Annotated in this window: 10 protein-coding genes; 6 read left to right on the top strand and 4 right to left on the bottom strand. The window is 72.0% G+C overall.

Annotated elements, in window-relative coordinates; translation table 11 throughout:
- Positions 1–55: 55 nt before the first annotated feature.
- The 5 genes from FM051_RS15900 (at position 56) to FM051_RS15920 (ending at position 7251) form a co-directional block, all read left to right on the top strand.
- Positions 56–796, top strand: a complete 741-nt coding sequence (locus tag FM051_RS15900) for a response regulator transcription factor (protein WP_158843727.1) — start codon at positions 56–58, stop codon at positions 794–796.
- On the top strand, positions 774–2261 hold the full coding sequence (locus FM051_RS15905; protein WP_158843728.1) for a sensor histidine kinase: 1488 nt from the start codon (positions 774–776) through the stop codon (positions 2259–2261). Before FM051_RS15900 ends, FM051_RS15905 begins: the two co-directional genes overlap by 23 nt.
- A gap of 99 nt (positions 2262–2360) precedes the next feature.
- Positions 2361–4157: an ArnT family glycosyltransferase gene (locus tag FM051_RS15910; protein ID WP_158843729.1), complete on the top strand. Its 1797-nt coding sequence runs from the start codon at positions 2361–2363 to the stop codon at positions 4155–4157.
- 38 nt (positions 4158–4195) lie between these two features.
- The gene (locus tag FM051_RS15915; protein WP_238412418.1) at positions 4196–5410 is read left to right on the top strand and encodes a bifunctional glycosyltransferase family 2/GtrA family protein; all 1215 of its coding nucleotides are present in this window, start codon (positions 4196–4198) and stop codon (positions 5408–5410) included.
- A gap of 32 nt (positions 5411–5442) precedes the next feature.
- Complete coding sequence (locus tag FM051_RS15920) at positions 5443–7251, top strand: glycosyltransferase family 39 protein (RefSeq protein WP_158843731.1); 1809 nt, start codon at positions 5443–5445, stop codon at positions 7249–7251.
- 45 nt (positions 7252–7296) lie between these two features.
- On the opposite strand, the gene FM051_RS15925 is transcribed toward FM051_RS15920, so the two are convergent.
- The 4 genes from FM051_RS15925 to aspS all read right to left on the bottom strand — a co-directional run bounded on the left by FM051_RS15925 (position 7297) and on the right by aspS (position 12205).
- Positions 7297–8133, bottom strand: coding sequence for an SGNH/GDSL hydrolase family protein (locus tag FM051_RS15925; RefSeq protein ID WP_158843732.1), 837 nt, complete (start codon positions 8131–8133; stop codon positions 7297–7299).
- Positions 8134–8173: 40 nt separating this feature from the next.
- Positions 8174–9373 carry a hypothetical protein gene (locus FM051_RS15930; protein WP_158843733.1) on the bottom strand — a complete coding sequence of 400 codons (1200 nt, stop codon included), beginning with the start codon at positions 9371–9373 and terminating at the stop codon, positions 8174–8176.
- A gap of 111 nt (positions 9374–9484) precedes the next feature.
- Positions 9485–10426, bottom strand: coding sequence for a DUF389 domain-containing protein (locus FM051_RS15935; RefSeq protein ID WP_158843734.1), 942 nt, complete (start codon positions 10424–10426; stop codon positions 9485–9487).
- Positions 10427–10429: 3 nt separating this feature from the next.
- The gene (aspS, locus tag FM051_RS15940; protein WP_158843735.1) at positions 10430–12205 is read right to left on the bottom strand and encodes an aspartate--tRNA ligase; all 1776 of its coding nucleotides are present in this window, start codon (positions 12203–12205) and stop codon (positions 10430–10432) included.
- A gap of 156 nt (positions 12206–12361) precedes the next feature.
- On the opposite strand from aspS, the gene FM051_RS15945 reads away from it, so the two are divergent.
- Positions 12362–13057: a peptidylprolyl isomerase gene (locus tag FM051_RS15945; protein WP_158843736.1), complete on the top strand. Its 696-nt coding sequence runs from the start codon at positions 12362–12364 to the stop codon at positions 13055–13057.
- Positions 13058–13077: the final 20 nt, after the last annotated feature.

A 13077-nucleotide genomic window follows, 5' to 3' on the forward strand; every position in this document is an offset into this window, starting at 1 on the left:
GTGGTACACAGGATCGGCACAGGAGGTGCTCATGCACCGGATCGACGATGGGAGCATGCGCCAAGTGTCTGCTTCGGGGGCCTCCCCTGAACTCCGCCGCCCGGATGGCAGTCCGGTGCGGGTCCTAGTGGTGGACGACGAGTCCACGTTGGCCGAACTGATGTCCATGGCGTTGCGGATGGAACGCTGGGAGGTCCGCACCGCGCTGGACGGCACGTCCGCCGTGCGGACCGCGCGCGAGTTCCGGCCGGACGTGGTGGTGCTCGACGTGATGCTGCCCGATTTCGACGGGCTGGAGGTGCTGCGCCGGATGCGCGCGGACCTGCCCGGCCTGCCGGTGCTGTTCCTCACCGCCAAGGACGCGGTGGAGGACCGGATCGCCGGGCTCACCGCGGGCGGCGACGACTACGTGACCAAGCCGTTCAGCCTGGAAGAGGTCGTGCTGCGGTTGCGCGCCCTGCTGCGCCGCACCGGCGTCACCGAGGCCACCGCGGGCACCGAGCTCGTCGTGGGCGACCTGGTGCTGGACGAGGAGACGCGCGAGGTGCGCCGCGGCGGCACCGCGATCGACCTCACCGCGACCGAGTTCGAGCTGCTGCGGTTCCTGATGCGCAACCCCAGGCGGGTGCTGTCGAAGGCGCAGATCCTGGACCGGGTGTGGAGCTACGACTTCGGCGGCCAGGCGAACATCGTCGAGCTGTACATCTCCTACCTGCGCAAGAAGATCGATGCCGGCCGGGCGCCGATGATCCACACGATGCGGGGCGCCGGTTATGTCCTCAAGCCCTCGTCCTGAGCGCCCCTCCCCGCCGATCAAGCACTGGCCGCCGATCAGGCACTGGCCCCTGCGGACCCGGCTGGTCGCCGCGCAGGTGGTCCTGCTCGCGGTGGTGTGCGCCATCATCGGCGTGGCGACCGGGTTCGCGCTGCGGGACTTCCTGATCGGGCAGTTGGACAACGAGCTCAGGGACACGACGTTCAAGGCCAGCCGGGACCTCTTCCGGCCGATGCCCGGCGGCATGCCGCCGCCCCGTCCGCTGGACGGCCCCGGTTTCCGGCAGGGCACGCTGGTGCTGATCAGGCTCGACGACGGCGCGACGGACGGCCAGCGGCTGACGCCGGGCTTCGGCGACACCGAGGGGCTGTCGACCAACGTGACCGCGCAGATCGACACCGTGCCCGCCGACGGGACCGCGCGCACGGTGTCGTTGGACGGCAACCTGGGCGACTACCGGCTTCTCTCCATCACCACGCCGACCAGGGCGGTGGTGACCGTGGGGCTGCCGATGGCCGACATCGACAGCACCGTGGGCCGGATGGGGTGGATCCTCGGCGGGGTGGCGTTGGCCGGGCTCATCTCGGTGTCGCTGGCCGGCGCGCTGATCGTCCGCCGCACGCTGCGCCCGCTGGAACGGGTGGCCGCGACCGCGGGCCGGGTGGCCGAACTGCCGTTGCACGAGGGCGAGGTGGCGCTGGCCGAACGCGTGTCCGAACAGGACGCCAACCCCGACACCGAGGTGGGACAGGTCGGTCTGGCGTTGAACCGGATGCTCGGGCACATCGGCAGCGCGTTGCAGGCCCGGCACGACAGCGAGACGAGGGTCCGGCAGTTCGTCGCCGACGCGAGCCACGAGCTGCGCACTCCCCTGGCCGCCATCCGCGGCTACGCGGAGCTGACCCGGCGCACGTCCGACGACGTGCCGCCGCAGATCGCGCACGCCATGCGGCGGGTGGAGTCCGAGGCGGTGCGCATGACGTCGCTGGTGGAAGACCTGTTGCTGTTGGCGCGGCTGGACGCGGGCCGTCCGCTGGGACGTGAGCCCGTCGACCTGTCCCGGCTGGTGGTCGACACGGTCAGCGACGCCCGGATCGCCGGGCCGGACCACGAGTGGCGGCTGGAGCTGCCGCCCGAGGCGGTCCAGGTGACCGGTGACACGCACAAGCTGCACCAGGTGTTGGCGAACCTGTTGTCCAACGCGCGCACGCACACGCCGCCGGGGACCACGGTCACCACAAGACTGTCCATTGTGGACGGCGCGGTGGAGGTGGCGGTGACCGACGACGGTCCCGGTGTCCCGCCCGAGTTGCAGGACGAGGTGTTCGAGCGGTTCAGCCGGGGCGACACGTCGCGGTCCCGTGCGGCCGGGAGCACCGGGCTCGGCCTGTCGATCGTGGCCGCCGTCGTCGCCTCGCACGAGGGTTCGGTGCGGCTCGACAGCAGGCCGGGCCGGACCACGTTCACCGTGCGCCTGCCCCGCTGAGAACGCGCTGACGGCGTGTCGATCCCGCGCTGACCGCGCACAGCCGGCTCACAGGCGGGGCACAAGGGCCGCCCAGGGTTCGCGGACAGGCTCGACCTCATGCGAGCGCGACTACCCCTGTTGCTGTTGTTGGCCGGGACGGCGGTGCTGTACCTCTGGCGGTTGGGCGACTCCGGTTGGGCCAACGCCTACTACTCCGCCGCCGCCCAGGCCGGTGCCGAGAGCTGGCACGCGTGGTTCTTCGGCGCGACCGACCCGGCGGGCGCCATCACCGTCGACAAGACACCCGCGGCGACCTGGGTCATGGGGTTGTCCGCCCGACTGTTCGGGGTCAACGCCTGGAGCATCCTGGTGCCGCAGGCGCTCATGGGCGTGGCCAGTGTGTGGCTGCTGTACGCCACGGTGCGGCGGACCGCCGGTGAGGCCGCCGGTCTGATCGCGGGCGCCGTGCTGGCGTTGACGCCGGTCGCGGTGCTGATGTTCCGGTTCAACAACCCGGACGCGCTGATGGTGCTGCTCCTCGTGGCGGGCGCCTACTGCACGGTCCGGGCCACCGAGAAGGCCTCGGTGCGGTGGCTGGTGCTCGCGGGTGTGGCGGTCGGCTTCGCGTTCCTGGCCAAGATGCTCCAGGCGTTCCTGGTGCTGCCCGCGTTCGGGCTGGTGTACCTGGTGTTCGCGCGGACGACCGTGCTGCGCAAGGTGTGGCACCTGGGCGCGGCGCTGGGCGCGATGATCGTCGCCGGTGGCTGGTGGGTGCCGGCGGTGGAACTGGTGCCCGCCGGCTCACGGCCCTACATCGGCGGATCGCAGTCCAACAGCGTGCTGGAGCTGGCCCTCGGCTACAACGGGCTGGGCCGGCTGACCGGCGAGGAGATCGGCAGCGTCGGCGGCGGACGCGGGTGGGGCAGCACCGGGTGGAGCAGGCTGCTCGGCGACGAGATGGGCAGTCAGATCGCGTGGCTGCTGCCGACCGCGCTGGTGCTGCTGGCCGCCGGGTGGTGGGCCGGGCGGAAGGGCGAACGGGTCGGGCTCGCGCTGTGGGGCGGCTGGCTCGTGGTCACCGCCCTGGTGTTCAGCTTCATGAACGGCATCATCCACGCCTACTACACGGTGGCGTTGGCCCCGGCGATCGGCGGGCTGATCGGGATCGGCGCGGTCGCGTTGTGGCGGAGACGGCGGGAACCCGCCGCGGCGGCGGCACTGTCCGGCGCGTTGGCCGTGACCGCGCTCCAGTGCTACCTGCTGCTGTTGGACTGGTCCGCCGCGCTGGCCGCCGTCGTGCTGGTCCTCGGCCTGCTGGCCGCGGTCGGGCTGTTCCTCGCCACGGTCGCGCCCGCGGTCGTGGTCGTGCCGGTCGCTCTCGTCGCCGCGCTGCTCGGGCCGGGCGCGTACTCCGTGGCCACCGCCGCGACACCGCATTCCGGCGCGATCCCGGCCGCCGGACCCGCGCAGGCGGGCCGCGGCGGCGGCGGGCTGGTCCTCATGGGACCCGGCGGCGTGGTGAACAACGTCGGCGGCACGGGCGGGATCGGCGGTCTGCTGAGCGCGCCGACACCCGGTGACGAGCTGGTGGCGCTGTTGCGCGACAACGACGGGTTCACCTGGGCGGCGGCGGCCGTGGGGTCGAACAACGCGGCCGGGTACCAGCTCGGCAGCGGTGAGCCGGTGATGGCCGTCGGCGGGTTCAACGGCACCGATCCCGCGCCCACGCTGGAGGAGTTCCAGGAGCTGGTCCGGAATGGACGGATCCACTACTTCCTCGGCGGCGCGGGGATGCCCGCGGAGACGGGCAGCGACGCGTCCCAGCGGATCGCCGAGTGGGTCGAGGAGACGTTCACCGCGAAGACCGTGGACGGCGTGGCCGTCTACGACCTCACAGCGGACGCACAGCCATGACACACGAGCCGCCCAGCGAAGCGCCCGAGGGTGACGTCATGACCTTCGCGACGCTCACGACGACCACCGTGCTCGACGTGGTGGTGCCGGTGTACAACGAGGAGCGCGACCTCGCGCCCTGCGTGCGCAAGCTGCACGCCGACCTGACCCAGACGTTCCCCTACACGTTCCGGATCACCATCGCGAACAACGCGAGCACCGACGGGACGCGTGCCGTCGCCGACGAGTTGGCCCACGAACTGCCCGGCGTGGCCGCGGTGCACCTGGAGGAGAAGGGGCGCGGCCGGGCGCTGAAGGCGGTGTGGGCCGCGTCGGACGCCGCTGTGCTGGCGTACATGGACGTCGATCTGTCCACCGACCTGGCCGCCCTCGCGCCGCTCGTGGCGTCGCTGATCTCCGGGCACTCGGACCTGGCCATCGGCAGCCGCCTGGCGCGCGGTGCGCGGGTGGTGCGCGGGCCGAAGCGCGAGTTCATCTCCCGCTGCTACAACCTGATCCTGCGCGGCACGCTGGCGACCCGGTTCACCGACGCGCAGTGCGGCTTCAAGGCGATCCGGGCCGACATTGCCCGGCGGCTGCTGCCGCACGTCGAGGACACCGGGTGGTTCTTCGACACGGAACTGCTGGTGCTCGCCGAACGCGCCGGCGCGCGCATCCACGAGGTGCCGGTGGACTGGGTGGACGACCCGGACAGCCGGGTCGACATCGTGTCCACCGCCGTGGCGGACCTGAAAGGCGTCGCGCGGGTGGGTCGCGGTCTGGTGACCGGGCGCATCCCCGTCGGCGAACTCCGTGCCCAGCTGGGGAGAGAACCGTTGGAACCGGAGACGCCGGGTGTGCCCGCCGGGTTGTTCAAGCAGCTGGTCCGCTTCGCCGCGGTCGGCGTGGTCAGCACGTTGGCCTACCTCCTGCTGTTCGTGCTGTTGCGCGGCGGTCTGGGTGCACAGGGCGCGAACCTGGTGGCCCTGCTGGTGACCGCGATCGCGAACACCGCCGCCAACCGCCGGTTCACGTTCGGCGTGCGCGGTCGCAGCGGTGCCGGGCGGCACCAGTTCGAGGGCCTGATCGTCTTCGGTCTCGGGCTGGCGCTGACCAGCGGCTCGCTCGCGCTGTTGCACATGTTCTCCGCACCGGGCGGCCCGGCCGAACTGGCCGCGGTCGTCGGCGCGAACCTCCTGGCCACCGTGCTGCGCTTCCTGTTGCTGCGCAACTGGGTCTTCCGGCCCCGACGCGCCGCGGAGGCCACCGGATGACCACCACCGACTCGACTCTGGGGACCACTTCGATGACCACCGCCACCCTGACGGCACCCGAGACCACACCGGCCGCGCACCGTCGGCCCCGGAACTGGACCACGCCCGCGTTGGTGGTGTTGCTGGTCGGCACCGCGGTGCTCTACCTGTGGAACCTCACCGATTCCGGCTGGGGCAACAGTTATTACGCCGCCGCCACGCAGGCCGGTTCGCAGAGCTGGACCGCCTGGCTGTTCGGCGGCCTGGACGCCGGCGGCGTCATCACGGTGGACAAACCGCCGGTCTTCCTGTGGATCAGCGGGTTGTTCGCCCGGATCTTCGGGTTCTCCAGCTGGACCGTGCTGGCACCGCAGGCCATCGAGGGCGTGCTGGCCGTGTGGCTGTTGTACGCCACGGTGAAGCGCACGTCCGGCGCGGTGGCCGGGTTGATCGCCGGTGCGGCGCTCGCGGTGACGCCGGTCGCGGTGTTGATGTTCCGGTTCAACCTGCCCGACGCGTTGCTGGTGCTGCTGATGGTGGCGGGCGCGTACTGCACCGTGCGGGCACTGGAGAAGGCGTCCGGCTGGTGGCTGGCGTTGGCGGGCGTGGCGATCGGGTTCGCGTTCCTGACCAAGATGGGCCAGGCGTTCCTGGTGCTGCCCGCGTTCACCGCCGCCTACCTGCTCGCCGCGCCCACCACCCTGCCCAAGCGGTTCCTGCACCTGCTCGGCGCGGGACTCGCCGTCGCCGTCTCCGCCGGGTGGTTCATCGCGCTGGTGGCGCTGTGGCCGGCCGACTCGCGCCCGTACATCGGCGGCTCGTCGAACGACTCCCTGTGGGAGCTGGCCATCGGCTACAACGGCCTCGGCCGGATCTTCGGCGGCAGCGGCGGCGGCATGGTGGTCGGCGGCAACGGCAACGCCAACATCGGCTTCGGCGGCAGCACCGGCATCGACCGGCTGTTCGGGGCGAGCATGGGCGGCGAGATCTCGTGGCTGCTGCCCGCCGCGCTCATCGGCCTGGTCGCCGGGCTGTGGTTCACCCGCCGGATGCCGCGCACCGACAAGACCCGTGCGGCCCTGGTGCTGTGGGGCCTGTGGGTGCTGGGCAACGGGATCGTGTTCAGCTTCATGAGCGGCATCACCCACCCGTACTACACGGTCGCCGTCGCACCGGGCGTCGCCGCGCTCGTCGCCATCGCCGGCAGGGAGATGTGGCGCGGCCGCAAGCACTTCCCGGTGCGGGTGGCGCTCGCCCTGATGGTCGCCGCCGCCGGCTTCTGGGGGTTCGCGCTGCTCCAGCGGTACGCGGACTGGATGCCGTGGATCCGGTGGACCGTCGCCGCGCTGACCGTGCTGGTGGCCACCGCGATCGTGATGGGCGCCCGCCGGACCGCCGCGCTGGCCCTGATCACCTCGCTGTTCTCCTCCGCCGCGTTCGGCGTGGCCACGGCCGCCACCGCGCACGGCGGTTCCATCCCGATGTCCGGCCCCGCCTCCTACAGCAGCGGGATGGGCGGCGGCATGGGCGGCGGGATGGACCAGGTCTCCGACGAACTGGCGGACCTGCTCCGGAACACCACCGGCACCTGGGCGGCGGCGACCACGAGCGCGCAGAGCGCGGCGAGCCTGTCGCTGGCCTCGGGCAAGGCCGTGATCGGCATCGGCGGCTGGAGCGGCGGCGACCCGGCGCCGACGCTGGAGGAGTTCGAGCAGTACGTGGCGGACGGCCGGATCGGCTACTTCGTCTCGGGCGGCGGCATGGGCGGCGGACGCGGCGGCGGCAACGAGATCAGCGAGTGGGTCGCCGCGAACTACGAGGCCATGACGATCGGGGGGTCGACGGTCTACCAGCTCGGCTAGTCCGTCCGGACGAGGCGGTGGTCGCGCGGGAGCACGGCCACCGCCTCATGCTCCACGCTGTTCGAACAAGGGATCGAGATCGTCACTCGGACGTATGACATACCGGGGTGGTTCCGGAAGCCCCGCCCAAGAGCGGTACATGATCGTCGCGGCGTAGGGGATCAGATCACGGCCCCGACGCCAGAGCCAGGGAATCCCCTTCACCACCAACCAGCCCACGTGGTGCAGGGGCGTCACCTCCAGCCCGCCCGTGCACACCAGCGACACCCGGCCCGGCACCTCGCACCCGGCCTCCGCCAACCGCGCCGCGAACGCCGCCGCCAGCCGCCGGTGCCCCAACTCCGACGGGTGCAGCCGGTCCACCGCCCACGTCTCCATCGAGTACGCGCCGTCCATCAGGTCGAGGTCCACGCACCCGATCCCGTGCCGCCGCACCACCGCGTCGAGGATCTCGTTCAACTCCCGGATCCGCGACCGCAGCGCCCGCCGCAGCGCACCCGGCAGCCGGAACACCCGGCTGTGGTCGTGGAACCGCACCGTGACCACGGCCGAACCCGCCGCCACCAACGCGCCCACGATCGCGTCCAGGTCGACGTGCAGCTGCCGGGCGTCGAAGTCCGACCGCAGCGTGTCGTTCATCCCCACCAGCAGCACGGCCGCGTCCGGCCGCGCGGGCAGCACCTTCGGCAGCTGCTCGTGCCGCACCGACGCCACCCGCGCCCCGGTGAACGAGACGTTCAGGTACCGCGCGTCCGCGAAGGCCGCCGCGAGCAGCGGGCCGACACCCCGCCACCCACCGGGCACGGGATCGCCCACGCCCACCGTCGTCGAGTCACCGAGGACCACCAGGCTGCGCACCGTCTTGGCCACGAAGAAGACCATCGCGCAGCCACGTGACGCGCCGAGAACGAACAGCGGAACGCTACCGGAATGCCGGGTACAGCGGCAGTTCCGCGGCCTTCGCCCCGTACCGCGACACCAGCGCCGTGATGACGTCCTCGGCGTGCGCCGCGATGTGCTTCGCGCCCGACGCCAGCGCGTCGTTCCGCAGCCGCACCCACCGCGAGGTCAGCACCAGGACCCGCGGCGGCGAGTCCAGCGGCCGGTGCCCGGACGGCAGCGCCGAGTCCAACCCCGGCAGCCCGCGCCACGTGCCGAGCCACACCCACAGCAGCTGCGCCTCCAGCAGCCGGGGCAGGAACACCGCGTCGTCGTCCAGGTCGGGCCACACCGACGACACCTCGGCCCGCCACGCCGCGACCATCGCCTCCGACATGCCGGCGGGCAGCCCGTAGGCGCACCAGCACGACGGGAACGGCACCCGCAGGCACGCCGCGTCGAACACGATGTCCCGCACGCACCCGCCCTCGAAGTCGAGGAACCGGACGCCCTTGCTGGTCACGAGGTGGTTGTCCGGGCACGACGTGGACGGGCTGAACGCACGCCGGCGGGACGTGACGAACCCCCGCACGGCCTGCTCGGCGAACGACCGCACCGCGTCGGGCGTGTCGACCCCCAGCGATTCGAACAGCAGCGCCGGCATCCCGGCCAAGGCCGTGTGCACGTCGACCACGATCGGATCGGCGCAGCACTGGCTGCCCTGGCGGCGCATCAACGCGTCGAAGTCGGCGTCACGCCCGGCGGTCGTCGCGTGCAGCCGCCCCATGGCGTGCGCCCACGACAGCAGCCCGCGTTCGGCGGCGCGCGCGTCGGAGCCCAGCAGCTTCTCCGCCAGCCGAGGGGCCTTGCCCAGGTCTTCGAGCACCACGAGCCGCTTCGTGTTGTCCTGCGCGACCAGCTCGGGTGTCAAGCGTTCCTCCGACGGCAGCGCGGTGAGCAGCTTGTGGCTCACCACCTCGTGCGCGAACGGGTCCCGGTCGGCCACCCGCGACGGGTAGCGCTTGACCACCAGCGTGCGGGGCAGCGAGAACGGGGTGTGCGCCACCCGGACGCGCGCGACCACGGACCGACCCGCTCCCCCGAGGTCCTCGGGGTCGGCCAGCCGAACCGGTGCGCCGAACCTGCTGCTCAACACGGACTCGGCCGCCGCCACCGCCGCGTCCAGCTCGGAAGGGGCAGCGTCGTCGATGTCCTGCGGGCCGGCGGTGATCTCCACGCTCATCTCCTCCGACCCTACTCCCGGTGGCCACCGACCTGACAGAACCCGTCCGGGCACCGTGACGGTAGTGCTCACCGCACGCCGGGTTCCACCTTTTGCCGAAATCGCACCCGGTCAGCCGTCCGCGAGGGGTCGTCCCAGGTCACGGACCCGGCCCCGGCGGGTGCGCAACGCCAGCACCAGCGCCGCCGCCGCCACGATGCCCACGAGGTTCACCGCCAACTGCGCAACGGACTGGACGCATATGTCCCACTCACCGAGAACGGCGGCGACCGCGGCGAAGCCCGCGGCGGGCACGGTGGTGACCGAAATGAACACCCCGACGAGCGCCGCCGACTTGGCGGACGTCATCGACAGCATCCCGGCCGCGCCCGCGAGCAGGGCCACGATCAACGAGAACGGCCCGACCTGGAACACGAAGTCGACCTCGTGCGCGGCCAGCACCATGTCCCGGTCGAACAGGCCCGCGTACGAGCCGGCGATCGCGGCCACCGCGGTGATCGCCATGGCCAGCGGGAACCCGACCGTGAGCGCCGTGACGGCTCTGCGCACCAGGTCCCAGCGCCGCAGCACCATGCCGGCGGCGATCGCGGCCAGCGGGCCGAACTCCGGTCCGACGACCATCGCGCCGACGATCGTGACCGGCGAGTTCGTCACCACGCCGACCGCCGCGAGCAGGCACGCGACGGTCAGGAACGACAGTAACGTGACGTTGAGCCGGGACTCCTCGCCGGTGCGCGACAGCAGCTCCTCCCACACCACGGCGTCCGCGCCCTCACCGGGCGCGTCCTGTTCGGCGCGGTCGGCCGCGTCGGACAGGGCGGTGTCGATCTGCTCCAGCGTCACACCGCCGTTGCGGTCGACGCCCAGCTCGCACAGGGAGGCCACCACCACGTCGGTGGCCTCCCTGGCGACGTCGGCTTCCACCACGTCACCCGCGGGCTCGATCGCCGCGCCGCGCAACAGCACGATGTGCGTGACGCCGGGGTGCTGTTTCAGCGCCGCCAGCACCTCGTCGGTGTGGTCGACGGGGCAGATGGCCCGCAGGTGCAGCACCGGCTACTGCTTCTCGGGAGCCGGCTTGAAGTCGACGCCCGCCTCCTTGCGCTGCTGCGGGGTGATCGGCGCGGGCGCCGCGGTCAGCGGGTCGTAGCCGCCGCCGCTCTTCGGGAACGCGATGACCTCGCGGATCGAGTCGAACCCGCCGAGCAGCATGGCGATCCGGTCCCAGCCGAACGCGATGCCGCCGTGCGGCGGCGCGCCGTACTTGAACGCGTCGAGCAGGAAGCCGAACTTCTCCTGGGCCTCCTCGGGACCGATGCCCATGACCTGGAACGCCCGCTGCTGCACGTCGGCGCGGTGGATACGGATGGACCCGCCGCCGATCTCGTTGCCGTTGCAGACGATGTCGTAGGCGTAGGCCAGGGCGTTGCCCGGGTCCTCCTCGAAGCGGTCGATCCACTCCGGGGTCGGCGAGGTGAACGCGTGGTGCAGAGCGGTCCACGCGCCGCTGCCCACCGCGACGTCACCACCGATCTTGTCGACCGCCTCGAACATCGGGAAGTCCACGACCCAGACGAACGACCAGGCGTTCTCGTCGATCAGGCCGACCCGGTGCGCGATCTCCACGCGCGCCGCGCCGAGCAGGGCACGCGCGCCGTCCGGGTCGCCCGCGCCGAAGAACACGCAGTCGCCGGGGTTGGCGCCGACGGCCTTGGCCAGGCCCTCGCGCTCGGCGTCGGACAGGTTCTTGGCGACCGGGCCGCCGAGCGTGCCGTCCTCGTTGACCAGCACGTACGCCAACCCGCGAGCGCCGCGCTGCTTGGCCCACTCCTGCCACGCGTCGAGCGTGCGGCGGGGCTGCGACGCGCCGCCGGGCATGACCACCGCGCCCACGTACTGGGCCTGGAACACCCGGAACGGGGTCTCCCTGAAGTACTCGGTCAGCTCGGTGAGCTCCAGGTCGAAGCGCAGGTCCGGCTTGTCGGTGCCGTACTTGGCCATCGCCTCGGCGTAGGAGATGCGGCGGAACGGCGTGGCGATCTCGTGGTCGGCCAGCCCCTTCCACAGCGCGGTGACGACCTTCTCACCGAGCGCGATCACGTCGTCCTGCTCGACGAAGCTCATCTCGATGTCGAGCTGGGTGAACTCGGGCTGCCGGTCGGCGCGGAAGTCCTCGTCCCGGTAGCAGCGGGCGATCTGGTAGTACCGCTCCAGGCCGCCGACCATGAGCAGCTGCTTGAACAGCTGCGGCGACTGCGGCAGCGCGTACCAGGAGCCGGGGCGCAGCCGGGCGGGCACCAGGAAGTCGCGCGCGCCTTCCGGCGTCGAGCGGGTGAGGGTCGGGGTCTCGACCTCGACGAAGTTCTCCGCGTGCAGCACTTCGCGGGCGATCCGGTTGGCCTCGCTGCGCAGCCGCATGGCCTTGGCCGGGCCGCTGCGGCGCAGGTCGAGGTAGCGGTGGCGCAGGCGCGCCTCCTCGCCGACCTCGAGGTGCTCGTCCAGCTGGAACGGCAGCGGGGCGGCCTCGTTGAGCACTTCCAGCTCGGTGGCGTAGACCTCGATGGCGCCGGTGGGCAGGTCGGGGTTCTCGCTGCCCTCGGGGCGGCGGGTGACGTCACCGACGACCTTGATCACGTACTCCGAGCGCAGCTTGTGCGCGCGTTCGGCCATCTCGCCCTCGCGGAAGACGACCTGCGCCACCCCGGAGGCGTCCCGGAAGTCGATGAAGATCACTCCGCCGTGATCGCGCCTGCGGGCCACCCACCCGGTCAGGGTGACGGACTGCCCGGCGTGCTCGGCGCGGAGCGTCCCGGCCTCGTGCGTGCGCATCACGGGTACTGCTCTCCTCGGGTTGCTCAACTTGGGGGCTAGCTCAACTGACTACTGGTCGTCAAGGCTAGCCAACGGCCCGGTGGTCGGCGCCACCAGGTTTCCTTCGTTCCGCGCGAAGCGCCCTGGAGCCCACCCACCGCACCTTACGATCCCGTGATGGCCAGACGCCTGCTCGTGAGCGCCTTGATCCTGTTGACGACCGCGTGCACCACGGCCGTCCCCGGCCGCCCGGTGGCGGGCTCCGCGCCGACCGCGGGGACGACGCCGACCGCGCCGATCCCGACCGTCGACTGCGAGTACCCGCGGGCCGAAGACGAACCGCCGCGCGAGATGGGCCCGCCCGACGCGGGTGCGGTCCCCGCCGAGGGCACCGTGACGATCCGCTTCGACACCGGCCAGGGCCGCATCGACGTGGAACTCGACGCGGCGAGCGCGCCGTGCGCGGTGCACAGCTTCCGCCATTTGGTGAAGAAGCAGTTCTACCCCTCCACGGCGTGCCACCGGCTCACCGTGGAGGGGCTCTGGGTGCTCCAGTGCGGCGACCCGACGGGCACCGGCACCGGCGGACCGGGATACGCCTACGACGACCCGACGGCCAAGGCCGGCGACTACAAGCGCGGTGTGGTCGCGATGGCCAACGCGGGCCCCGGCACCAACGGCAGCCAGTTCTTCATCGTCTACCAGGACAGTCCCGTGATCGGCCCCGACTTCCCGGTGCTCGGTCGGGTCACCCTGGGCATGGAGGTGGTGGACAAGGTCGTCGCGGGCGGCGTCGTGCCCGGCACCGAACTCGCCGGGGGCGACGGCAAACCGGCCACGCCGCTGGTGTTCCTGGTGGTGGAGCCCGCCTGACGCGACCGGGGCCGCCCCCT

Source organism: Saccharothrix deserti (genome assembly GCF_009769385.1).
Lineage (GTDB): Bacteria > Actinomycetota > Actinomycetes > Mycobacteriales > Pseudonocardiaceae > Actinosynnema > Actinosynnema deserti.

Coding starts and splice junctions, on each gene's coding strand:
- FM051_RS15905 (WP_158843728.1), top strand. CDS start 774: ATGTCCTCAAGCCCTCGTCCTGAGCGCCCCTCCCCGCCGATCAAGCAC.
- FM051_RS15915 (WP_238412418.1), top strand. CDS start 4,196: ATGACCTTCGCGACGCTCACGACGACCACCGTGCTCGACGTGGTGGTG.
- FM051_RS15925 (WP_158843732.1), bottom strand. CDS start 8,133: ATGGTCTTCTTCGTGGCCAAGACGGTGCGCAGCCTGGTGGTCCTCGGT.
- FM051_RS15930 (WP_158843733.1), bottom strand. CDS start 9,373: ATGAGCGTGGAGATCACCGCCGGCCCGCAGGACATCGACGACGCTGCC.
- FM051_RS15900 (WP_158843727.1), top strand. CDS start 56: ATGCGCCAAGTGTCTGCTTCGGGGGCCTCCCCTGAACTCCGCCGCCCG.
- FM051_RS15920 (WP_158843731.1), top strand. CDS start 5,443: ATGACCACCGCCACCCTGACGGCACCCGAGACCACACCGGCCGCGCAC.
- FM051_RS15910 (WP_158843729.1), top strand. CDS start 2,361: ATGCGAGCGCGACTACCCCTGTTGCTGTTGTTGGCCGGGACGGCGGTG.
- FM051_RS15945 (WP_158843736.1), top strand. CDS start 12,362: ATGGCCAGACGCCTGCTCGTGAGCGCCTTGATCCTGTTGACGACCGCG.